The sequence below is a fragment of the Methylotenera mobilis 13 genome, assembly GCF_000384255.1.
Lineage (GTDB): Bacteria > Pseudomonadota > Gammaproteobacteria > Burkholderiales > Methylophilaceae > Methylotenera > Methylotenera mobilis_B.
In genome coordinates this window covers 224636-246975 of sequence record NZ_KB913035.1, presented here as the reverse complement: position 1 = coordinate 246975, position 22340 = coordinate 224636, and the positions used below count along the sequence as shown (strand labels likewise).

General features: G+C 43.3%; 23 protein-coding genes. 5 read left to right on the top strand and 18 right to left on the bottom strand.

All coding sequences use genetic code 11. From position 1 onward, the window contains the following. The 3 genes from A391_RS0101225 (at window position 1) to A391_RS0101215 (ending at window position 2465) form a co-directional block, all read left to right on the top strand. A complete protein-coding gene (locus A391_RS0101225) occupies window positions 1-624 on the top strand; it encodes an SPOR domain-containing protein (protein WP_019896798.1) in 624 nt (207 codons plus the stop codon). Between the two features lie 226 nt (window positions 625-850). Continuing rightward, a complete protein-coding gene (locus A391_RS0101220) occupies window positions 851-1498 on the top strand; it encodes a thiol:disulfide interchange protein DsbA/DsbL (RefSeq protein WP_019896797.1) in 648 nt (215 codons plus the stop codon). Window positions 1499-1661: 163 nt separating this feature from the next. After that, entirely contained in the window at window positions 1662-2465 is an 804-nt protein-coding gene (locus A391_RS0101215) for an SDR family oxidoreductase (RefSeq protein ID WP_019896796.1), read from the top strand. Between the two features lie 199 nt (window positions 2466-2664). Here the strand turns inward: A391_RS0101215 and A391_RS0101210 are convergent, their stop codons facing one another. Continuing rightward, on the bottom strand, window positions 2665-2991 hold the full coding sequence (locus A391_RS0101210) for a hypothetical protein (protein WP_019896795.1): 327 nt from the start codon (window positions 2989-2991) through the stop codon (window positions 2665-2667). A gap of 12 nt (window positions 2992-3003) precedes the next feature. Next, on the bottom strand, window positions 3004-4668 hold the full coding sequence (gene ettA / locus A391_RS0101205; protein ID WP_029143915.1) for an energy-dependent translational throttle protein EttA: 1665 nt from the start codon (window positions 4666-4668) through the stop codon (window positions 3004-3006). 145 nt (window positions 4669-4813) lie between these two features. Here ettA and A391_RS0101200 point away from each other — a divergent pair, with 145 nt between their 5' ends. Next, window positions 4814-5359: a YaeQ family protein gene (locus A391_RS0101200; RefSeq protein ID WP_019896792.1), complete on the top strand. Its 546-nt coding sequence runs from the start codon at window positions 4814-4816 to the stop codon at window positions 5357-5359. A gap of 26 nt (window positions 5360-5385) precedes the next feature. On the opposite strand, the gene A391_RS0101195 is transcribed toward A391_RS0101200, so the two are convergent. The 16 genes from A391_RS0101195 to mnmG all read right to left on the bottom strand — a co-directional run bounded on the left by A391_RS0101195 (window position 5386) and on the right by mnmG (window position 21208). Continuing rightward, window positions 5386-6015 (bottom strand): adenylate/guanylate cyclase domain-containing protein, encoded by a 630-nt coding sequence (locus A391_RS0101195; RefSeq protein WP_019896790.1) that lies wholly within the window; start codon window positions 6013-6015, stop codon window positions 5386-5388. A 32-nt stretch (window positions 6016-6047) separates the two neighbouring features. Further along, on the bottom strand, window positions 6048-7889 hold the full coding sequence (gene glmS / locus A391_RS0101190; RefSeq protein WP_019896788.1) for a glutamine--fructose-6-phosphate transaminase (isomerizing): 1842 nt from the start codon (window positions 7887-7889) through the stop codon (window positions 6048-6050). Window positions 7890-7987: 98 nt separating this feature from the next. After that, complete coding sequence (gene glmU / locus A391_RS0101185) at window positions 7988-9358, bottom strand: bifunctional UDP-N-acetylglucosamine diphosphorylase/glucosamine-1-phosphate N-acetyltransferase GlmU (RefSeq protein WP_019896786.1); 1371 nt, start codon at window positions 9356-9358, stop codon at window positions 7988-7990. 89 nt (window positions 9359-9447) lie between these two features. Beyond that, on the bottom strand, window positions 9448-9873 hold the full coding sequence (locus A391_RS0101180; protein WP_019896784.1) for a F0F1 ATP synthase subunit epsilon: 426 nt from the start codon (window positions 9871-9873) through the stop codon (window positions 9448-9450). A gap of 41 nt (window positions 9874-9914) precedes the next feature. After that, a complete protein-coding gene (atpD, locus tag A391_RS0101175) occupies window positions 9915-11342 on the bottom strand; it encodes a F0F1 ATP synthase subunit beta (RefSeq protein WP_019896783.1) in 1428 nt (475 codons plus the stop codon). A gap of 116 nt (window positions 11343-11458) precedes the next feature. Further along, complete coding sequence (atpG, locus tag A391_RS0101170) at window positions 11459-12397, bottom strand: F0F1 ATP synthase subunit gamma (protein WP_019896782.1); 939 nt, start codon at window positions 12395-12397, stop codon at window positions 11459-11461. Window positions 12398-12420: 23 nt separating this feature from the next. Beyond that, entirely contained in the window at window positions 12421-13962 is a 1542-nt protein-coding gene (atpA, locus tag A391_RS0101165) for a F0F1 ATP synthase subunit alpha (RefSeq protein ID WP_019896781.1), read from the bottom strand. Window positions 13963-14011: 49 nt separating this feature from the next. Beyond that, complete coding sequence (locus A391_RS0101160) at window positions 14012-14548, bottom strand: F0F1 ATP synthase subunit delta (RefSeq protein WP_019896780.1); 537 nt, start codon at window positions 14546-14548, stop codon at window positions 14012-14014. A 23-nt stretch (window positions 14549-14571) separates the two neighbouring features. Further along, entirely contained in the window at window positions 14572-15042 is a 471-nt protein-coding gene (locus A391_RS0101155) for a F0F1 ATP synthase subunit B (protein ID WP_019896779.1), read from the bottom strand. A 78-nt stretch (window positions 15043-15120) separates the two neighbouring features. Next, on the bottom strand, window positions 15121-15387 hold the full coding sequence (gene atpE / locus A391_RS0101150) for a F0F1 ATP synthase subunit C (protein WP_015833271.1): 267 nt from the start codon (window positions 15385-15387) through the stop codon (window positions 15121-15123). 78 nt (window positions 15388-15465) lie between these two features. Continuing rightward, entirely contained in the window at window positions 15466-16299 is an 834-nt protein-coding gene (atpB, locus tag A391_RS0101145) for a F0F1 ATP synthase subunit A (RefSeq protein WP_019896778.1), read from the bottom strand. A 34-nt stretch (window positions 16300-16333) separates the two neighbouring features. Further along, the gene (locus tag A391_RS0101140; protein ID WP_051089083.1) at window positions 16334-16672 is read right to left on the bottom strand and encodes an ATP synthase subunit I; all 339 of its coding nucleotides are present in this window, start codon (window positions 16670-16672) and stop codon (window positions 16334-16336) included. A 196-nt stretch (window positions 16673-16868) separates the two neighbouring features. Then, window positions 16869-17732, bottom strand: coding sequence for a ParB/RepB/Spo0J family partition protein (locus tag A391_RS0101135; protein WP_019896775.1), 864 nt, complete (start codon window positions 17730-17732; stop codon window positions 16869-16871). A 43-nt stretch (window positions 17733-17775) separates the two neighbouring features. Beyond that, window positions 17776-18540 carry a ParA family protein gene (locus tag A391_RS0101130; RefSeq protein ID WP_029143914.1) on the bottom strand — a complete coding sequence of 255 codons (765 nt, stop codon included), beginning with the start codon at window positions 18538-18540 and terminating at the stop codon, window positions 17776-17778. A gap of 62 nt (window positions 18541-18602) precedes the next feature. Beyond that, window positions 18603-19292, bottom strand: coding sequence for a 16S rRNA (guanine(527)-N(7))-methyltransferase RsmG (rsmG, locus tag A391_RS0101125; protein WP_019896773.1), 690 nt, complete (start codon window positions 19290-19292; stop codon window positions 18603-18605). After that, on the bottom strand, window positions 19289-21208 hold the full coding sequence (gene mnmG, locus A391_RS0101120) for a tRNA uridine-5-carboxymethylaminomethyl(34) synthesis enzyme MnmG (protein ID WP_019896772.1): 1920 nt from the start codon (window positions 21206-21208) through the stop codon (window positions 19289-19291). Before mnmG ends, rsmG begins: the two co-directional genes overlap by 4 nt. 284 nt (window positions 21209-21492) lie before the next feature. On the opposite strand from mnmG, the gene A391_RS0101115 reads away from it, so the two are divergent. After that, entirely contained in the window at window positions 21493-21942 is a 450-nt protein-coding gene (locus A391_RS0101115) for a DUF1924 domain-containing protein (protein ID WP_019896771.1), read from the top strand. Window positions 21943-22340: the final 398 nt, after the last annotated feature.

The window sequence follows — 22340 nt, the reverse complement described above, 5'->3', positions numbered from 1 at the left end:
ATGAGTAGAGATTACAAACCAAGACCAGAACGCACCGCAAAACAAAGCCAAGGCAACCCTTTTATCACGGGCCTATTAGTCGGCTTCTTATTAGGCGTGGCCGCATCTTTAACTGTGGTCATGATGATTAAAGGCGAAGAAAGCCCATTTGCGGATTTAGCCTCTCCTGAAAAACCGCTCTCAGAGAAAATTGCGGAAAGCGCTAAAGAGCAAGCGGCTAAAGACAACGATAAAGCGCAAGAAGCAAAAACTGAAACTTCAGAAACCACTGAAGATAAAACACGTTTTGATTTTTACACAATTTTGCCAGGAAGTGAACGCCAGGTAAGCACAGAGGAAGTTAAAATTAAAGAACAAAGTGCGGAACCATCCGTACAAAATACTTATTTTCTTCAAGTTGGCGCATTCCAAACCGAAGAAGAGGCTGACAACATGAAAGCCACACTAGCCTTACAAGGCTTTGAGGCTCTGGTACAAACTGCAACCATCCCTAACAAGGGCGTTTGGCATCGTGTTCGTGTTGGTCCACTGAAAAATCTGGAGCTTATTAACAAAACTAAAGCAGATTTAGCTAGCAATGGTTTTAAATCAGATTTAATTACAGTTAATAATGAAACCCAGTAGGCTTTTGGCTGGTCTATGGGTTGGGTTAGTCTGATGCAAACCAAACTCAATGCCAATTGACTCAAGAATGAGCAACAAAAATAGTCACTAAAAATAATTGTCAGCCAAATTCAAGATGACACGTTTCAAGTAATATATTTAGAGACCCTGTTTCTGAATAAATGTTAAATAGAATAGCTGAATGTTTAATCACCAATTTAAAGAATCGTTAACAAGGACAACATCAATGAAAAAATTATTAACCGCTTTAATGTTACTGGCCTCATTTAGCGTGATGGCTGCCCCACAAATGGGCAAAGACTTTGATCGCACTGCACAAGCCATTAATACTGACACCCCTAATAAAATTGAGGTAGTCGAGCTATTTTGGTATGGCTGCGGACACTGCCACAGCATGGAAGTACCTTTGAATGCATGGGTAAAAAAACTACCCGCTGACGTCGTATTTAAACGTGTACCAGGCTTGCCACACCAAGCGTGGGCGCCGATGGCAAAAGCTTATTACGCGATGGAAACACTCGGTGTTTTAGAGAAACTACACTCACCATTGTTTGAAGCTATCCACACTAAAAAAACACTTAAACCAACAGATGAAAAAGCAGCGATTGATTGGGTGACACAACAAAGTGGCCTAGATAAGAAAAAAGTTGAAGAAGCGTTTGGTTCATTTGCGACCAACACCAGCCTAAACCGTGCGGCAAATATCTTCCGCTCATCTGGCGCAACAGGTGTACCTAGCTTAATTATCAACGGCCAATTCATTACATCAAGCACCATGGCTGGTAACAATGATTTAGCACTAAAAACGGCTGACTATATCATTGCTAATGTTCGTGCTGATAAAGCCAAGGCAGCTACCCCAGCAAAAAAGTAACAGCGTCTACTCACTGGTTTAAGGCACTTTACCAAAAGCTCTTTAACTGGTGATGCTGTCAACACATGCTGGACTTCAAAAACCCGTTTCTACCTAGTGGTAAAACGGGTTTTTTATATTTAATATTGATATTGTTATTCAGCTATAAACCAATCATTGAAAGATGGTCATGAAAGTTTTTATCACAGGCGCATCAAGTGGCATAGGCGAAGCACTTGCATATGAGTATGCAAAACGCTATCAAAATGAAAATACTATTATTGGTTTAGCAGCTAGACGCAGTGAGCACTTACATGCGCTACAGCATACCTTAGAAGCTAGCTACAACATCAAGTGCGCCATTTACCCGTTGGACGTACGCGATAGTGCCGCACTCGTGGCGGCCGCAAATGACTTCACACAACAGTATGGTGCACCTAATGTCGTCATTGGCAGTGCAGGGGTTAGTAGCGGCACACTCACAGAAAATGCAGAAGACACAAACGCATTTCAGGCAGTCATGGATATTAACGTCACGGGGCTAGTCAATACGTTTCAACCATTTATCCATACCATGAGCCTAGCCGCCCAACATGGCCACACAGCCCAACTGGTTGGCATCGCCAGCGTTGCAGGCATACGCGGCTTACCAGGAGCAGGTGCTTATAGCGCATCAAAAGCAGCAGCCATCGCCTACCTTGAAAGCTTGCGGGTCGAGATGTTGCATCACAATATCGCTGTGACCACCATTGCACCTGGGTACATTCGCACCCCAATGACCGATATCAACACGTATAAAATGCCATTTTTAATGGATGCAGATATAGCTGCACATAAATTTGTAAATGCAATTGAGCGTAAAAAACGTTTTGTAGTCATCCCTTGGCAAATGGGCTGGGTGGCGAGGCTAATGCGGTTAATTCCACCTGTGCTCTGGGACTTTCTTGCAAAGAACGCACCCCATAAAGCTCGGATTGATGTTCAATAACTCAACCATGGAAGACTACGCAAAGTAGTTTGCCGAATGAAATTTCGCAATATGCGGCATACCGTATTGATTACGATAATGAAAGACCTGACCCCATGCTTATTACTCAGTTGTAGGGTGGGCAACTTGTTGCGCACAAGATGTTTAAGACTGCGTGGGCAGACTCTGCCCACGCTACTGGGCTGCTCACCCTACTTGGCTAGGCATCGCTCTCCTTCTGAAGTTTAAGCAGAGTTAGCTGCCGTGATGTGCCAATGACAATTATAAACGCAGGCCAAATTTTCATTGGGATTGAAAATATCGGTATAGCTATTGCCAGCACAACCAGCGAACCGCCCGAAATAACCTCCATAAGAGCATAACGCTTGGCAATTTTTCCACTGTTTTTGAGCCGAACACCTGTTATATCTTTGATAAGCCGCAGCTCTTTTTTCTTGATGATGCGATATGCACGCCAGAAAAATATTGCGCTAATACCCCACAAAACAAGATAGAAAAATAAGGCAATCAAAAGTCTGTCGTTCATTTTGGCTAAGGCCTAACGTGCAATCGGTTTATATCTGATACGTTTAGGTTTAGCACCTTCCTCACCCAAGCGTTTACGCTTATCAGCCTCATACTCCTGATAGTTACCGTTAAAGAACGTCCATTGCGACTCACCTTCTGCCGCCAAGATATGGGTTGCGATACGGTCTAAGAACCAGCGATCATGCGAGATTACTAACACACTGCCTGCAAACTCTAGCAATGCATCTTCCAGCGCACGTAATGTTTCTACATCTAAGTCGTTTGACGGTTCATCTAGCAGCAATACGTTACCGCCAGAAATCAGTGTTTTCGCTAAATGTAAACGCCCGCGCTCACCGCCAGATAGTTGACCAACGATTTTTTGCTGATCACCGCCTTTAAAGTTAAAGCGGCCAATGTAGGCGCGAGAAGGTGTTTCATAACGACCTACGGTTAAGATGTCTGAACCACCAGAGATTTCATCAAACACGGTTTTATCATTGCTCAGCACATCACGGCTTTGGTCTACATAAGCCAATTTAACGGTTTGGCCGATGTTCACTTCACCACTATCTGGTTGCTCCATGCCTGTAATCATCTTAAACAGGGTAGATTTACCTGCACCGTTCGGCCCGATAATCCCAACAATCGCACCTGCTGGAATACTAAAGCTCAAGTTATCAATCAGTAAACGGTCTTTAAATGCTTTGCTCACGCCATTAAACTCAATCACTTGGTCGCCTAAACGTTCGCCAGCAGGGATAAAAATCTCCTGTGTTTCATTGCGTTTTTGGTACTCAGCACTCGCTAACTCTTCATAACGTGCAATACGCGCTTTGCTCTTCGCCTGACGTGCTTTTGGGTTCTGACGCACCCATTCCAGCTCAGTGTTCAGCGCTTTACGGCGTGATGACTCTTGTGACTCCTCTAACGCCAATCGTGCTTGCTTCTGATCTAACCAGCTTGAGTAATTGCCCTTCCATGGAATACCATGACCACGGTCTAGCTCTAAAATCCACTCCGCCGCATTATCGAGGAAATATCGATCATGGGTTACCGCCACCACCGTACCTGGGAAGCGCACTAAGAACTGCTCTAACCACTCTACAGACTCTGCATCCAAATGGTTGGTTGGCTCGTCTAGCAGCAACATATCTGGCTTAGATAGCAACAACTTACACAACGCCACACGACGCTTCTCGCCGCCAGATAACGGGCCAATTTTGGCATCCCAAGCTGGTAGGCGTAGGGCATCTGCCGCGATTTCCAATTGATGCTCAACATCAGAACCGCTCGCAGCAATGATATTCTCATAGCGCGCTTGGTCTTCAGCCAGCTTATCAAAGTCTGCATCAGGCTCTGCATACGCTGCGTACACTTCCTCTAACTTTTGCTTTGCTTCCATCACCTCGCCCATGCCACTTTCAACTTCTTCACGCACGGTTTTATTTGCGTCTAACTGCGGCTCTTGCGGTAAATACCCGATTGAAATATTAGGCTGCCACTGCACCTCACCCTCAAACTCTTTATCAGCGCCCGCCATAATGCGCAGCACCGTTGATTTACCCGAGCCGTTTAAACCCAGCAAACCAATCTTCGCACCGGGGAAAAAAGACAAAGAGATATCTTTAATAATTTGTTTTTTAGGGGGAACAATCTTGCTCACGCGGAGCATCGACATTACATATTGGGCCATGATGTTATCTTGCAAATTTAAAAATGAAAGCTTAACAGAAAGCCCGCCTGCTTGCTCGCTATCACCAACTCTAATCAATGATTGCCAATGAATAAGGTAAGGGGAATGTAGGTATAATGTGCCAACAATAAAAGGCACCGCTTAAATGGCAATCAAATCCACAATTTATAAAATCGATCTTCAAGTTTCTGATATGGACCGTCATTATTACCAGCAACACAGTTTGACGATTGCAAAACACCCGTCAGAAACTGACGAGCGCGTCATGGTAAGGCTGATTGGGTTTGCGATGTATGCTAATGAGTCACTGATATTCGGCAAAGGCTTGAGTGATGATGAAGAACCAGATTTGTGGCAAAAGGATCTGACCGGCGCCATCGAGTTATGGATGGATGTTGGTCTACCAACAGAAAAAGATATTCGCAAAGCAGCAGGTCGCGCCAAGCAAGTGGTTGTTATGCTTTATGGCGGACGAGTAGCAGATATGTGGTGGACGGCCAACAGTAAAGCCTTACTTAAAATCAACAACCTCACTGTGATTAACTTACCTGACACGAAAGAGCTAGCGAATATTGCTGAGCGTGGCTTTAATATCAGCTGCACCATTCAAGATGGACAAATCATGGTAGGGCATGACGGCGGCACTTTAGACATTACACCTGTGATTTTGAAAGAACCAAGCACTTACTAACTTGTTAGTTTCTTAGTTAAAGATATTTACTTAGAAAAAATGACTTTGTAGGCAGAGTTTGTACCAGCTGGTGCATGCTCTAACTTTTGATAAGTCGCCCCTACAAACTCCGCGCAAGCTTGCTGAAATGCACCCGTCACCAGCGTTTCACCTTGCTTAGCTAGATCTTCACCCAGCTTACAGGCAGCGTTCACCTCTGCACCAAACACTTCGGTATTACCTACGCGTAAAATCTTACCGAAGCCCAAACCTATGCACAAGTGAACTCTTTCTTGCTCAAGTTTAGCTTCGTTATAGGGAATTAAAACTTGCTGCATCACTAGTGCACATTGCAACGCTTTTTGTGGCTTACGAAAAATCACCAACAAAGAGTCACCATCAGTTTTAAGCAAAAAACCTTCATGTTGCTCAATTACTGGCAATAGCAAACGCTCTGATTCATAAATCGTCTGCAGAAAATGAATGATGCCATACTCCGCAACTTGGCGAGAAAAGCCTGCCAAATCAGTCATCATCACGCACCACTCTTCTCCAAACAAATCCCAAATACGCTGATCTATTTCGATTTTATTTGCATCAGGCAATAACCGCTGAGCAATCAAGTCATATAAACGACCTTCAGAATTTTGCATGATGGTTTTAGTGTGGTAACTCATCACATTCCAATTTTTAGTATGCCAAGCGAAACTTACTCTACTGTCACTGATTTTGCCAAATTTCTAGGCTTATCCACATCCGTACCCTTTAATAGAGCCGCATGATACGCCAACATCTGCACTGGTATCGTATGCAAAATAGGGGAGAGCACGCCCACATGACGTGGCGTACGTATTACATGTACACCTTCAGATTCTGTAAAGTGGCTGTCTGCATCAGCAAACACAAACAACTCACCGCCACGTGCTCTTACTTCCTGCATGTTTGATTTCACTTTTTCTAACAAAGCATCATTGGGTGCAATCACTACTACAGGCATATCGCTATCTACCAGCGCCAAGGGGCCGTGTTTAAGCTCGCCCGCAGGGTAAGCTTCGGCATGGATGTATGAAATCTCTTTAAGCTTCAATGCGCCCTCTAAGGCGATAGGGTAATGTATGCCGCGCCCTAAGAATAAAGCATGTTGCTTATTAGCAAATGATTTTGCCCACTCGCGAATTTGCGGCTCTAGGTTCAGGGCATGTTGTACGCTACCTGCTAATTGGCGCAATGCGTTTAAATGCGATTGCTCAGTCTCTTTATCTAATAAGCCACGCTGTTTTGCCAGTGTTGCGGCCAGTGTAAATAAGGCCACTAATTGAGTGGTAAATGCCTTAGTGGAAGCCACGCCAATTTCTGCCCCTGCGCGCGTGTAGAACACCAACTCTGATGCGCGTGGGATTGCGCTCTCTTGCACGTTGCAAATCGCAAGGGTGAGATGCTGACCTAATGCTTTAGCGTGCTTTAACGCCTCCATCGTGTCTAGTGTTTCTCCAGACTGCGAAATCGTCACGATTAATTGACGTGGATTAGGCACAGAATCACGATAACGGTATTCACTGGCAATTTCTACATTGGTTGGTAACTTGGCAATACTTTCTAGCCAGTATTTAGCAGTAAGCGCAGCATAATAACTGGTGCCTGCAGCCAATATTAAAATGCTGTCCACTTGCTCAAACACGCCTGCTGCACCTTCGCCAAATAGGGCAGGTGAGAAGTGATTGTCATCAATTAACGCCTCTATCGTATCGGTTAACGCGCGTGGTTGCTCATGAATCTCTTTTTGCATGAAGTGCGAATATGGGCCTAACTCTAGGCTAGCGAGTGACACATCACTCATGTGAATTTTACGTGTGACTTGCGCGCCGTCACGCCCAAAAATGGTCACGCCTTCACGACGAATATCCGCAACATCACCATCCTCTAAATAAATTACTTTGCGTGTTACTGATAGCACAGCAGAAACATCGGAGGCAATGAAGTTTTCACCTTCACCTAAACCTATCAATAGCGGGCAACCTAAACGCGCTGTCACCATATGTTCAGGCTCTTTTTTAGAAATCACGCTAATCGCAAATGCTCCTGTAAGCTCGCTCACAGCTTTTTGGGTGGCTGCAAGCAATGCTAGGCTTTGATGATAATGATGAATTAAGTGCGCTATGACCTCAGTATCGGTTTGTGATTCAAACACATAACCCAAGGTTTTTAAGTGCGCGCGCTGTTCATCATGATTCTCAATAATGCCGTTATGTACCACGGCAATTTCGCCACTAGATTGGCTAGGTGACACATGTGGATGAGCATTGCTTTCAGTTACGCCTCCATGGGTAGCCCAGCGGGTATGGCCAATACCAACGAGGCCACTGAGTTGTGACTCGTTCGCTTTTTCTGTCATCGCAGAAACACGACCCACTGCACGCACGCGCTCAATGCCTGCACCGTTTAATACAGCAACACCAGCTGAGTCATAACCTCGGTACTCTAAGCGGCTTAAGCCCTCGATTAAGGTTGAAACAACATTTCTATTTGCAACTGCGCCTACAATGCCACACATATTATTTCTTTCTCATATTTTTGTAGGAGCGCAATTTATTGCGCAAATATTTATTAAATTCGTCCAATAAATTAGACTCCTACAAATTAATTAATCTGCTATTTTTTAATTTTCACAGGTCGCTTCCAACCCGCAATAGATTTTTGGTCTTTGGCACGGCAGAAGGTGAGGGCATCCGCCGGTGCGTCTTTAGTGATGGTTGAGCCTGCCGCAATTGTTGCGTTTTTACCGATGGTGATAGGCGCTACCAATTGTGAATCTGAGCCAATGAACGCACCATCTTCAATCACCGTCCTAAATTTATTAGCACCATCATAATTACAGGTAATGGTACCTGCACCAATGTTAACCGCTTTACCTACGGTACTATCACCGACATAACTCAGATGATTGATCTTACTACCAATATCCACCTGTGCATTTTTCAACTCTACAAAGTTACCGACATGCGTATCCGCAGCCAAGGTAGTGCCTGGGCGCAAGCGTGCAAATGGGCCTATCTTACTATTTTCACCAATGCTGGTGTCATCAATATGCGTAAACGCTGCAATCTGCGTACCTGCAGCAATCACTGCATTTTTAATCACACAATTGGCCGCTATTTTCACACGGTCGCCCAACGTTACATTGCCCTCAAACACGCAATTCACGTCTATCTCTACATCACGCCCACAATGTAAATCACCACGCACATCAATACGTGTAGCATCCTTTAAAGTAACACCGTGCTGTAATAAATCTTGTGCAATTCTAGTTTGATGCACGCGTTCAATTTGTGCCAAATCAGTTTTAGCATTAATACCAGTCACAGACCATTCATCATCCGTAACTTCAGCTACCACACTTACGTTATCTTGCACCGCTAGCGCCACGATATCCGTTAAGTAGTATTCGCCTTGTGCATTATTATTGTTGATTCTACATAACCAGCTTTTAAGATGCGCATTAGGCATTGCCATAATGCCTGTATTTACCTCAACAATTGCGCGCTGCGCCACTGTTGCATCTTTGTGCTCGACAATGGCATGTACTTGGCCACTTGCAGCGCGCACGATACGACCATAGCCAGTTGGGTCTGCTTTATTAAACGAAAGAATTGCCAGTTTGTTCTCTGCCAATGCGATCAACTTCCGACAAGCTCCAACATCAACTAGCGGCACATCACCCAACAAAATAAGGGTATCTGCATCAACATCTAAATGCGGTAAAGCTTGCTGTACTGCATGACCAGTGCCATGTTGCTCCACTTGGTTTACCCAGGTAATCTCTTCGGTGCTAAAGGCTTCTTTTACACGCTCACCACCAAAGCCATAGACCACGATAATCTTATTAGGCTGCAAGGCCTTCGCACAGTTAATTACATGCGCCAATATTGGCTTTGCACCAACCACATGTAAGACTTTTGGTAAATCAGAATGCATACGGGTACCTTTACCCGCTGCCAATATCACGATATTTAATTTGTTCATGTATTATTAATGTCTGTTTCTATCTGCAAAGTATAACAAAAAAGGCAACCTAAGTTGCCTTTTTGCTTTTTACACCATCTTCACTGCAATTAATGCGTTTTCTTGCGTAAACGCTCAATTGTTTGGATCTGTGCTACTGCTTCAGACAATTCTGCCTGTGCTGTTGCATAGTCAATATCTGAAGTTCTGTTTCTAAGCGCCTCTTCAGCAGCCTCTTTTGCAGCAATCGCTTTTGCTTCATCTAGGTCATGTCCGCGTACTGCTGTGTCAGCCAATACAGTCACCACACCAGGTTGCACTTCTAACAGGCCACCTGAGATAAAGATTAACGTTTCTTCAGCTTCATTCGCTTGCTTGATACGCAAAGCGCCAGGCTTGATGGTAGAAATCATTGGTGCATGGTTAGGATAGATACCCACTTCACCAGCACTTGCAGGTGCAACTACAAACTCAGCTTCTCCTGAGAATATACTTGCCTCTGCACTCACTACATCAATATGAACAGTATTTACCATTATTTTTCCTTAAAGCGTTTAACTAATTAACCAAGTAAAACTTAGTTAAGAGTCTTCGCTTTCTCAACTGCTTCTTCAATACCGCCAACCATGTAGAAAGCTTGCTCTGGTAAGTGATCGTATTCACCAGCAACAATCGCTTTAAAGCCTTTGATTGTTTCTTTTAGTGGTACGTATTTACCTGGCGCGCCAGTAAACACTTCAGCAACGTGGAAAGGTTGTGATAAGAAACGTTGGATTTTACGTGCACGGCCAACAGCCAATTTATCTTCTGGTGACAATTCATCCATACCCAAAATCGCGATAATGTCACGCAACTCTTTGTAACGTTGTAATGTTTGTTGTACTGAACGTGCTACGTTGTAGTGCTCTTCACCAACCACTAATGGGTCTAATTGACGTGATGTTGAATCTAATGGGTCTACCGCTGGGTAGATACCTAAAGAAGCAATATCACGTGACAATACAACTGTTGAGTCCAAATGTTGGAACGTTGTCGCTGGTGATGGGTCAGTCAAGTCATCCGCTGGTACGTAAACCGCTTGGATAGAAGTAATAGAACCTGTTTTAGTTGAAGTAATACGCTCTTGTAAACGGCCCATTTCGTCAGCTAGAGTAGGTTGGTAACCTACCGCTGAAGGCATACGGCCTAACAATGCAGATACTTCAGTGCCAGCCAATGTGTAACGGTAAATGTTATCGACGAAGAACAACACGTCACGACCTTCATCACGGAACTTCTCAGCCATAGTCAAACCTGACAAAGCTACACGTAAACGGTTGCCTGGTGGTTCATTCATTTGACCGAACACCATCGCCACTTTTGATTCTTTCATGTCGTCTAGTTTAATAACGCCAGCTTCAGCCATTTCATGGTAGAAGTCGTTACCTTCACGAGTACGCTCACCCACACCTGCAAACACTGATAAACCTGAGTGTTGTTTAGCGATGTTGTTGATGAGTTCCAACATGTTAACTGTTTTACCTACACCAGCACCACCGAACAGACCCACTTTACCACCCTTAGCGAATGGACAAACCAAGTCAATCACCTTGATACCTGTTTCTAGCAAGTCAACTGATGGAGATAACTCTTCAAAAGTAGGTGCTTTTTGGTGAATAGAACGGCGCTCATCACACTCGATAGGACCAGCCTCATCGATTGGGCGACCCAACACGTCCATAATACGACCTAAAGTACCTGTACCTACTGGCACTTGAATCTGTGCACCAGTTGATTTAAACGCAGTACCACGTGCAAGGCCATCAGATGAGCCCATGGCAATAGTACGCACAATGCCGTCACCTAATTGTTGTTGCACTTCCAATGTCAAACCAGCTTCCGCTTGGCTTGATGCGTCATCAATAATTAACGCTTCAAATACTTTTGGCATTTGATCACGTGGGAACTCAACGTCAACCACCGCGCCAATACATTGCACTACTTTACCAATATTTGCTGTACTCATCTTTTTTCCTTACTAAACGTATGTTAGTCAGATATAACTTTAATAAAATTCTTTACTAGCCGTGTCTTATCGCTTTTGAACCTTACTAACCTTGCTAGGCTAGTATTGCCAAATCACTAAGCTACCGCCGCCGCACCACCAACGATTTCAGAGATCTCTTTGGTAATCGCCGCTTGACGCGCTTTGTTATAAACCAGTTTCAATTCACCGATTACGTTTTTAGCATTATCAGACGCTGATTTCATCGCTACCATACGTGATGATTGCTCAGAAGCCATGTTTTCAGACACTGCGTTATACACAAGTGACTCAATGTAACGAACCATCAACTGGTCAATCACAGGTTTAGCTTCAGGCTCGTAAATGTAATCCCAGTGACCTTTAGCCGCACCAATTTGAAGCGCACTCTTAACAACAGCGCTAGCACTCAACGCTTCAGATTTCTCTTCCGTTGGGTGTGTACCTAAACGCTCAGCTGTTAAAGGTAATAATTGCTCAATCACTGGTTCTTGTTTCATCGTGTTGATGAAACGTGTGTAGCAGATATGCAACTGATCAATTTCGCCAGCTGTATAAGCGTCAAGCATTACCTTAATCGTACCGATAAGCGCCTCTAAATGTGGCACATCACCTAAACCGATAATGTGCGACTTAACATTGGCACCAACGCGGTTCATAAAGCTATAACCTTTATTACCAATCGCACTCACGGACAATTTCTTGCCTTCTGATTCCCAAGTTTTCATTTGGTTAACAGTTAAACGCAATACGTTGGTATTTAGGCCACCGCACAAACCTTTGTCTGAGCTCACAACAATAATGCCAACATTCTTAACAGTGTCACGCTTTACTAGGAAAGGGTGCTTATATTCAGAATGTGCTAGCGAAAGGTGAGCCGCAACATTACGAATTTTCTCAGCGTATGGACGTGATGCACGCATTCTATCTTGCGCTTTGCGCATTTTAGAAGCGGCAACCATTTCCATCGCCTTGGTGATCTTGCGTGTATTTTCTACACTCTTGATCTTGGTTCTAATTTCTTTACTACCAGCCATTTTAGTGTCCTAATAGTTAGATATTAGTAAGCAGTTGTCGCTTTGAAGTCTTGAATTGCTGCATCAAGTGCTTTCTCGTTATCGCTGCTTAAGTCTTTGCTTGATTCAATCGCGTCAGCTAGTGCTTTGTATTTAGAAGCGATAAAGCCGTGCAATTTGCCTTCAAATGCTAATACTTTATTCGTTGCTACATCATCAAAGTAACCTTTGTTCGCAGCAAACAAGGTAATTGCCATGTTTGATACGCTTAAAGGTGCATATTGCGCTTGTTTCATCAACTCAGTAAACATACGACCGCGATCTAATTGTTTACGTGTTGCCTCATCCAAATCAGATGCGAACTGCGCGAACGCAGCCAATTCACGGTATTGCGCTAGTGCTAAACGTACACCGCCGCCTAATTTCTTGATGATTTTAGTTTGTGCAGCACCACCTACGCGAGACACTGAAATACCAGCATTGATCGCAGGACGAATACCAGCGTTGAACAAGTCAGTTTCCAAGAAAATCTGACCGTCAGTAATAGAAATCACATTGGTTGGAACGAATGCAGAAACGTCACCAGCAGCAGTTTCAATCACTGGCAATGCAGTCAATGAACCAGTTTTGCCTTTAACAGCGCCGTTAGTGAATTTTTCTACATACTCTTCGTTTACACGAGCAGCACGCTCTAACAAACGTGAGTGGATATAGAATACGTCACCTGGGTAAGCCTCACGGCCTGGTGGACGACGTAATAGCAATGAAATTTGACGGTAAGCAATCGCTTGTTTAGTCAAGTCATCATAAACGATTAACGCATCTTCACCGCGGTCACGGAAGTATTCACCCATGGTACAACCAGCGTATGGAGCCAAGAATTGTAATGCTGCTGAATCAGATGCTGAAGCTGCAACCACAATGGTGTAAGCCATCGCGCCGTTTTCTTCAAGCTTACGTACCACGTTAGCGATAGTTGAAGCCTTTTGGCCAATCGCAACATAGATACAGGTCATGTTTTGACCTTTTTGGTTGATGATCGCATCCACTGCAACTGCTGTTTTACCTGTTTGACGGTCGCCAATGATCAACTCACGTTGGCCACGGCCTACTGGTACCATTGAGTCAACTGATTTCAAGCCAGTTTGTACTGGTTGTGACACAGATTTACGTGCAATCACGCCTGGCGCAACTTTTTCAATCTTGTCAGTCAATTTTGCGTTAACTGGACCTTTACCATCGATAGGCTGACCTAATGCGTTCACTACGCGGCCAACTAACTCTGGACCAACTGGCACTTCTAAAATGCGACCAGTACATTTACATGTGTCGCCTTCAGTAATGTGTTCGTAATCACCCAATACTACAGCACCAACAGAGTCACGCTCTAAGTTAAGTGCCAAACCAAATGTATTGCCAGGGAACTCGATCATCTCGCCAGCCATTACATTTGATAGGCCGTGAATACGAACAATACCGTCAGTTACTGAAATTACAGTACCTTGAGTACGCGCTTCAGCACTGGTAGAAAAATTTTCTAATCTGCTTTTAATCAGTTCACTGATTTCTGATGTAGATAACTGCATGTAAACTCCTAATAGTTTCTTTGCCTAAAGTTAGGCTATTGCCTGCGTCTTATGCCGTAAGCGTATAGGCTAAATTTTGTAACTGACCTTTGACGGATGCGTCGATCACGGTATCGCCAACAATAATTTTGATGCCACCAATGAGTTCTGGGTCAACAGAAACACTAGCCTCAATCTTCTTACCAAATTTTGCTTCTAAGCGTTTTACTAGGTCTTTAACCTCTGCCGCACTCGGTTTAGCTGCTGCAATAATCTCAGCATCTAACGTACCTTCATCTTGTGCTTTTAACGCTTCAAATGCGCTTGAAATTTCTGGCAAAATAGATAAACGACCATACTCAACCAAAACTTTGACAAGATTTTGTCCGTTTTCATTAAGTTGATCGCCACACACCTTCAAGAAAGTTGTTTGCAAATCACTGCTCACAACTTTAGGGTCTTGAATATAGGCTTTAATTTGCGCGTCATTTGCAACGGCAGCGGCAAAACCCAACATCTCAGACCATTTGCCAAGTGCCTTTTGCTCACGACCTAATTTATAAGCCGCTACTGCATAAGGTCTTGCGATGGTTGATATTTCAGCCATGTGATTTCCTTTATCCCTTAGCCTTAAAGTTCTGCAGCTAGTTTAGACAACATTTCGCTATGTGCTTTTGCGTCGATTTCTTTACGCAAAATCTTTTCAGCGCCGGCAATTGCCAATGCTGACACTTGCGCACGTAAACCTTCTTTAGCACGGTTTACTTCTTGATCAATCTCAGATTTAGCACCAGCTAGAATACGGTCACCTTCAACCTTAGCATTGCCTTTAGCTTCTTCAACGATTTGTGTGCCACGTTTTTCAGCTTGCGCAATAATCTCGCTTGCTTTTTGTTTTGCTTCAGCCAATGTCACTTCTGATTTTTTAGCTGCAACCTCTAAAGCACTGCGGCCTTCTTGCGCTGCTGCCAAACCATCAGCAATTTCTTTTTGGCGCGTTTCAATCGCTTTTAAAAGCGGCGGCCAAACGAATTTCACTGTGAACCAAATCAACACAGCAAATGCGATAGCTTGTGCGATAAGTGTAAAGTTAATGTTCATTTTTGATCCATTTTGTTAATCATAAAAGCACTAGTCATTAAACTGAAGTTCAATGACTAGTTAGCTTAATTTTGCTAATTACTGAGCAACTACGCTTAATAATGGGTTAGCAAATGCAAACATCATTGCAAGACCAACACCGATAATGAATGAAGCGTCAATCAAACCTAATAGTAAGAACACTTTACCTTGTAAAGCTGGGATCATTTCTGGTTGACGCGCTGCGCCTTCCAAGAAACTTGCACACATAATACCAATACCGATACAAGCACCAGCAGCGCCCAAACCAATAATTAAACCAATACCAACGCCTGTGTAGGCTTGAATCAATGCTAATGCATCCATGTTATTACCCTCTCTAAAATTAAACTTACAACCAACTACAAAAAATAAGAACTACTTAAAATACCAAACAAAACCTAATTAGTGGCCTTCATGAGCCATGGCTAGATAAACAACCGTTAACATCATGAAAATAAACGCTTGTAACGCAACAATCAGAATGTGGAAGATAGACCAACCAGCACCTAAAATTGCACCTGCGATAGTACCTGTTAAGCCTGTAGCAGCCCACATACCCAATAGCAAGAAGATAACCTCACCAGCGTACATATTGCCGAACAAACGTAAAGAATGTGAAAGTGGTTTTGACACATATTCAATCAAATTGAACATAAAATTGGCAGGCCACACCCAGATTTTAGTACCGAATGGTGCACAGAACAGCTCATGAATCCATCCACCAAAGCCTTTAACTTTGATTGCGAAGAAAATCATTAAAATCCAAACAGACAAAGCTAATGCGAATGTTGTATTGATATCCGATGTAGGCACTGCACGCCATTTTGCATGCTCACCACCAAAGAATGAAACAATGCCAGCAACCCAATCAACTGGTAGAAAGTCCATGGAGTTCATCGCGAACACCCATAAAAACACTGTCAATGCTGTTGGTGCGATAAAGCTATGACGATTACCGTGAAAAATATTTTTAACTTGATCATCGATAAAGCTAAATACCAACTCTACAAATGCTTGTGTTTTTGTTGGCACACCAGCAGTCGCTTTACGCGCTACCATCCAAATCAAACCCATCACAATCAAACCAAGCGCTACAGACATCACAAACGTGTCTACATGCAACGTCCAAAAACCTGCACTTTCAGTGAGCGGTTGTGCGTTAAAACTTAAATGATGCTCGATATAAGCTGAAGGAGTGAGTGCGTGTTGTGCGTTATCTGCGTGTTCTGTAGCCATAATCTAATTTTTTTCTAACTGACGTTTGTTTAAATTACACGTTTAACTTACTGAGGGCTGCGCCAGAAAATAATGCCGCAGCCGCCAAACCAGCAATTAGTGCAATCGGCACTAATTGTTTATAAAAACTAAATACGATAACCAAAAGTACGATTATCATTAAAATCTTGACAGCTTCCGCCTTAAGCAGATTGATTAATATCGCTGAGGCATCAGTTTTGTTTACACTACGCTTTGCCACTAATGATGCCACATAAGCACCAAGGACTACGCTTGCCCCACCTAATGTTGCTGATATCAATCCATGCACATCAAAAAACAAAAACATAATCACAGCAACTGCAAGCGTAGCAATTACTTGAATTTTAAGCATTTTACTAAAAACATCTGATGTATTTAATGCTGACAATGGCTTAAATCCGATTAATTTATAAGCTTTTTTGACGCCTAATTATGCTTGGCTTCACATATTTATCATTGCTAGTTAAATACCATTAAGTAGCAAAGACCGCGATTTTGAATTAATAGCGATTTTTAGTCAATAGCTAAGTTGTAAGTAAATGAAACACTTAGCGTGTAATTCTGCCAATAATCTCGTCCAACTGATCTAAATTTGCGTAGTTAATTTTCAATACGCCCGCTCCATTACTATTTGCTTTAATACTAACGCTTGCCCCTAACGTACCACTTAATCTTTCTTGCAGCCTCAACACATCTTGATCTTCTTTCGGTGCTTGCGTTGATTTTGATGCCGGCATATCAGTTTGCTCACCCAATTTTTTCACTAATGCTTCCGCTTCACGCACCGATAATCTATTGTGAACAATCTGCTCTGCCAGCATGACTTGCTGGGCACCTTCCAACCCCACCAGTGCACGCGCATGCCCCATATCCAACTTACCATGCATCAGCATGTCTTGCACCGCACCAGATAGAGTGAGTAAACGCAATAAATTTGATACTGCCACACGTGATCTGCCAACAGATTCAGCGGCTTTTTCATGCGTCATAGAAAACTCATCTATCAATCGTTTGATGCCTTGTGCTTCTTCAAGTGGATTAAGGTTCTCACGCTGAATATTCTCAATTAATGCCATTGCCAGCGCTGACTCATCCGCAATTTCACGCACAAGCACTGGCACTTCAGCTAATCCAGCACGCTGACTTGCACGCCAGCGTCGCTCACCTGCAATAATTTCATATTGCTCATCCGCCAATTGACGAACAAGAATAGGCTGCATAATGCCTTGCGCTTTAATTGAGTCAGCCAGTGTTTTTAACGCAGCTTCATCCATATAACTTCTTGGTTGATATTTGCCAGGACGTAATTGGTCAACTTTTAACATCATCAGCGAGTCTGCTTCCCCCACACTCCCCATGTCCCCAGCGAGCAGGGCATCAAGTCCACGTCCCAATCCTTTTAACTTAACCATAATTGCTTCTCTTTATATTTTTAGAATAAATGCTGAATTTGTTTCAGTGTTTATCTTTACTGGTAATTTCTTGTGCTAACTCTAGGTAGGCAACAGCCCCTTTAGAGCTTTTGTCGTAACTTAATACAGGTACCCCATAACTTGGCGCTTCAGCTAAACGAATATTACGTGGAATCACTGTCTTGTAGACCTTGTCACCAAAATGGCTAATCAACTGTGCAGAAACTTGCTGAGCAAGCATATTGCGATTATCAAACAAAGTGCGCAACAAACCCTCTATTTCCAAGGTTGGGTTCAAATGTGCGCGTACTTTTTTGATGGTATTCACCAAATCGGACAGCCCCTCTAAAGCATAATATTCACATTGCATAGGAATCATTACAGCGTTGGCAGCAGTTAATGCATTTACCGTCACAAGGTTTAGGGCAGGTGGGCAGTCTAGCAACACCATATCGTAAGCATCACCCAATTTAGTAATTGCCGCTTTTAAGCGATTCTCACGCGCCAACTCATTAACCAGTTCAACTTCAGCACCAGCCAACTCTCTATTAGATGGAGCAATATCAAAACCGCCTTTTTCACTTTTTACTACCACTTCTTTTAACGACTTTTCACCAATGAGCACATGGTAAATACTTAGCTTAAGATGCGCCTTATCAATACCACTACCCGTGCTGGCATTTCCTTGTGGATCCAAATCTATCAACAACACACGCTTACCCAAGCTAGCGAGACTTGCCGCCAAATTGACGCAAGTTGTAGTTTTACCAACCCCACCTTTTTGATTTGTGATTGCCAATATTTTCATATTATTTTTCTTTGCATTTTCAATGATTACACTCGTGCACATCAGCACTCAAAACTGCTCAGTTAATTAGCTAGTTCTTGTTTCAACACCACTAAATGACGCTCAGCATCCAAGCCCGCTACCTTTAAGACACGAATTTCAGTAGGCTTAATTGCACTCTTTTTAAATTCATGCTCAGGCACAATACCTTTCATCGCTAGCCACGAGCCGCCATCTGCTAACAAGTGCTTGGTTAACTTGATGAATAGGGCAATCTCTGAAAATGCACGCGAAATGATGACCTCAAACTTTTCAGGCATTTCTTTGCTAGGCACAGCTTGCTCTTCGATACGCCCATGAATCACAGAGAAATTTGACAACCCCAGCTCCGCCTTTACTTGCCGCATAAAACTTACTTTCTTTTGCACGGCATCAATTGCGGTGACTTGCAGTTGAGGCAGGCAGATAGCCAACGGGATACTCGGCAAACCAGCACCTGCCCCCACATCAAGTAAGTGTTCACATTCGATATGAGTAAGCACCGACAAACTATCCAGTATATGTAGGGTCACCATTTCAATAGGCTCACGTACTGCAGTAAGATTGTGTACTTGATTCCATTTGTAGATCAAAGCAACATAATCTAGTAGTTTTTGTTTTTGTTCTGGGAGTATTTCTAAGCCCATCTCCTGCAAGCCCAGTTCGAGCTTTGCCTGTAACTGCGCACGATCTTCTTGCTTTAAATTTCTTGGCATATTGCCGGTTGTGCTCATGCTACGTTTCCCATATCTGCGTTCGTATTGCTAAAAGTCTTTGCTCGTGACTTACGCTTTAAATACACCAGTAAGAGGGAAATCGCTGCCGGCGTAATGCCAGATATACGGCTGGCCTGACCAATCGTTTCTGGCTTATGTGCATTTAACTTTTGTTGCGCCTCTATCGGTAAACCATGAATTTCTCGGTAATCCAAATCAGATGGTAGCAAGGTATTTTCCTGCCCACGGCTACGTGCCACTTCCTCCACCTGACGGTCAATATAGCCTTGATATTTAGCTGCAATTTCTACTTGTTCACGCACCGAAGGCTCCACCTCTCCCAAGCCTAAACCATCCAATGAAAGCACGGCTTCATAACTTACCTCAGGTCTGCGCAGCAATTCAAACAAACTATATTCATGTTCTAGTGGCTTACCAAATACATTCTGCATGACCTCAGCGCTTAAGTTGGCTGGCTGCACAAATGTTTTTTTCAAACGCTCTTGCTCACGCTCAATCGCTTCTTTTTTGCGACTGAAAGCTTCCCAGCGCACATCGTCGACCAAGCCAAGTTTGCGACCTATTTCGGTTAGTCGCATATCCGCATTGTCTTCACGCAACTGCAAACGATACTCTGCACGGCTGGTAAACATACGATAGGGCTCACTCACACCGCGCGTGATTAAATCATCCACCAACACACCCAAATAAGCTTCATCACGCGCAGGACACCACGCCTCTTTACCTTGTGCGTACAAAGCAGCATTTGCACCTGCTAGCAAGCCTTGCGCTGCAGCCTCTTCGTAACCGGTTGTGCCGTTAATCTGCCCAGCAAAGAACAGACCTTTAACAGCTTTGGTTTCCAAACTTGACTTCAAACCACGAGGATCATAATAGTCATACTCAATCGCATAGCCAGGACGTAAAATATGCGCACTCTCCAAACCTTTTACAGACCGCACCAAAGCCAACTGAATATCAAAGGGTAAACTGGTTGAAATACCATTTGGATATATTTCGTTGGTTGCTAGTCCTTCTGGCTCTAAAAATATCTGATGAGACTCTTTATCTGCAAAACGATGAATTTTATCTTCTACACTAGGGCAGTAGCGGGGCCCCACACCTTCAATGACACCTGTATACATGGGTGAGCGATCCAGACCGCTACGGATAATATCGTGAGTACGTTCATTGGTATGTGTAATCCAGCAAGGCATCTGCGCTGGATGTTGCGACACATTCCCAAGAAATGAGAACACAGGCACCGGGTCATCGCCGGGTTGCATCGTCATCACTGAATAATCTATGGTGCGACCATCAATGCGTGGTGGTGTACCTGTTTTCAAGCGGCCTGCTGGCAAACCGATTTCGCGCAAACGTGCAGCAAGCGAAATAGAAGGAGGGTCGCCAGCGCGGCCTGCCTGATAATTCTGCAGACCCACGTGTACCAAACCACCCAAAAACGTTCCTGCTGTCAACACCACAGATTTTGCTGCAAAGCGTAACCCTATTTGCGTTACTACCCCAGCGGCACGGTCACCCTCCAATATGATGTCATCTACCGCTTGCTGGAACAACCAAAGGTTTTCTTGATTCTCCAACTTATGTCGTATCGCAGCTTTATATAAGATACGATCTGCTTGCGCACGTGTTGCACGTACAGCGGGACCTTTACTGGAGTTTAATATGCGAAACTGAATACCGCCCTCATCTGTTGCAGCGGCCATTGCGCCACCTAAGGCATCAATTTCTTTAACCAAGTGCCCTTTACCGATACCACCGATACTCGGATTACAAGACATCTGGCCCAAAGTTTCTATATTATGCGTAAGCAATAAGGTTTTTTGTCCCATTCTTGCACTGGCAAGCGCGGCCTCTGTCCCAGCATGACCACCACCGACTACAATTACATCAAACAGATCAGGAAAATTCATATTTTAATCACAAAAAAACGTTATTACTCAAGAGGTAGAAGTTTAACTTAATCTCAAGTCTAGGTCATGCATAACACTACTTATAATTAATGTTTCACGTGAAACAACAGCATATTTACAACATAGCCATAATTTCTTAACATTATTGGCATAATATTTACGTTAATCGATATCATGCAAGCTAGAATTGGTTTAGAATCAAGATATAATTTATAACAATCATAATCAATATACTTTTTTAGCAAAAATTTGGTTTTATTGGTTTTATTACTAAGGAGTCGCACGTGAAACACACTCATCTTATTTTAGCCACGCTACTAGGCTTTGCCACATTGTCAGCACATGCTGCACAAGCAAACATTACTAACGCCGAAGCGTTAACGAAAAAATACATCAGCATCGCACAAACTGTTAATCCAGAGTTTGTATCTTCTGTGACTGATGGCAAGATGTTTTTTAATCGTAAAATTAAAATGCCAAACGGTAAAGAAATGGCGTGCGCTTCATGCCATACAACCAACCCTGCTAACCCAGGTAAACATGCTTTAACTGGCAAATCAATCGAGCCTCTTTCACCAGCTGTTAACAACAAACGCTTTAAAGATTTAGAAAAAGTTGAAGAGAAGTTCACAGAACACTGCAATGAAATTATTGGCACAGATTGCACAGCTGCAGAAAAAGCTAACTATATTATTTATCTACTTACTGAAAGAACACCTTCAGCTAAAAAATAATTAGCAATAAACTAAATCAAAGCAGGGCTTCATTAGAGGCCCTGCTTTTTTTATAACTATCATGAACTAATCTACAGCTGCCATAAATCATCCTGCGATACTCACACTTTATGCATATTGGTAAAGTCTGTTTCTATCGTGGATAACCTTGATCATTATCGCAACACCTCTCCCAATGGTTAAATTGTAAGCTCCAACATCATGCATTCACGAAGCCGCTACTTTTAGCAGACCACCCCATAGTACAAGCAACTGACTTGCGTTACATTGATCATCTAGATACCTTTACCTGCCGAATAACATGCTGAGTACAAGCCTAATGTTTCACGTGAAACATCCTTAAAATTCACTCACAACAGATTTAGTATTGACTTAATCTCATATGCACGCCTATAGTA

What these genes read in the sequence shown, in the direction of transcription:
- A391_RS0101225 (WP_019896798.1), top strand. Translation starts at nt 1, where the DNA reads ATGAGTAGAGATTACAAACCAAGACCAGAACGCACCGCAAAACAAAGC.
- A391_RS0101220 (WP_019896797.1), top strand. Translation starts at nt 851, where the DNA reads ATGAAAAAATTATTAACCGCTTTAATGTTACTGGCCTCATTTAGCGTG.
- A391_RS0101215 (WP_019896796.1), top strand. Translation starts at nt 1,662, where the DNA reads ATGGTCATGAAAGTTTTTATCACAGGCGCATCAAGTGGCATAGGCGAA.
- A391_RS0101210 (WP_019896795.1), bottom strand. Translation starts at nt 2,991, where the DNA reads ATGAACGACAGACTTTTGATTGCCTTATTTTTCTATCTTGTTTTGTGG.
- ettA (WP_029143915.1), bottom strand. Translation starts at nt 4,668, where the DNA reads ATGGCCCAATATGTAATGTCGATGCTCCGCGTGAGCAAGATTGTTCCC.
- A391_RS0101200 (WP_019896792.1), top strand. Translation starts at nt 4,814, where the DNA reads ATGGCAATCAAATCCACAATTTATAAAATCGATCTTCAAGTTTCTGAT.
- A391_RS0101195 (WP_019896790.1), bottom strand. Translation starts at nt 6,015, where the DNA reads ATGAGTTACCACACTAAAACCATCATGCAAAATTCTGAAGGTCGTTTA.
- glmS (WP_019896788.1), bottom strand. Translation starts at nt 7,889, where the DNA reads ATGTGTGGCATTGTAGGCGCAGTTGCAAATAGAAATGTTGTTTCAACC.
- glmU (WP_019896786.1), bottom strand. Translation starts at nt 9,358, where the DNA reads ATGAACAAATTAAATATCGTGATATTGGCAGCGGGTAAAGGTACCCGT.
- A391_RS0101180 (WP_019896784.1), bottom strand. Translation starts at nt 9,873, where the DNA reads ATGGTAAATACTGTTCATATTGATGTAGTGAGTGCAGAGGCAAGTATA.
- atpD (WP_019896783.1), bottom strand. Translation starts at nt 11,342, where the DNA reads ATGAGTACAGCAAATATTGGTAAAGTAGTGCAATGTATTGGCGCGGTG.
- atpG (WP_019896782.1), bottom strand. Translation starts at nt 12,397, where the DNA reads ATGGCTGGTAGTAAAGAAATTAGAACCAAGATCAAGAGTGTAGAAAAT.
- atpA (WP_019896781.1), bottom strand. Translation starts at nt 13,962, where the DNA reads ATGCAGTTATCTACATCAGAAATCAGTGAACTGATTAAAAGCAGATTA.
- A391_RS0101160 (WP_019896780.1), bottom strand. Translation starts at nt 14,548, where the DNA reads ATGGCTGAAATATCAACCATCGCAAGACCTTATGCAGTAGCGGCTTAT.
- A391_RS0101155 (WP_019896779.1), bottom strand. Translation starts at nt 15,042, where the DNA reads ATGAACATTAACTTTACACTTATCGCACAAGCTATCGCATTTGCTGTG.
- atpE (WP_015833271.1), bottom strand. Translation starts at nt 15,387, where the DNA reads ATGGATGCATTAGCATTGATTCAAGCCTACACAGGCGTTGGTATTGGT.
- atpB (WP_019896778.1), bottom strand. Translation starts at nt 16,299, where the DNA reads ATGGCTACAGAACACGCAGATAACGCACAACACGCACTCACTCCTTCA.
- A391_RS0101140 (WP_051089083.1), bottom strand. Translation starts at nt 16,672, where the DNA reads ATGCTTAAAATTCAAGTAATTGCTACGCTTGCAGTTGCTGTGATTATG.
- A391_RS0101135 (WP_019896775.1), bottom strand. Translation starts at nt 17,732, where the DNA reads ATGGTTAAGTTAAAAGGATTGGGACGTGGACTTGATGCCCTGCTCGCT.
- A391_RS0101130 (WP_029143914.1), bottom strand. Translation starts at nt 18,540, where the DNA reads ATGAAAATATTGGCAATCACAAATCAAAAAGGTGGGGTTGGTAAAACT.
- rsmG (WP_019896773.1), bottom strand. Translation starts at nt 19,292, where the DNA reads ATGAGCACAACCGGCAATATGCCAAGAAATTTAAAGCAAGAAGATCGT.
- mnmG (WP_019896772.1), bottom strand. Translation starts at nt 21,208, where the DNA reads ATGAATTTTCCTGATCTGTTTGATGTAATTGTAGTCGGTGGTGGTCAT.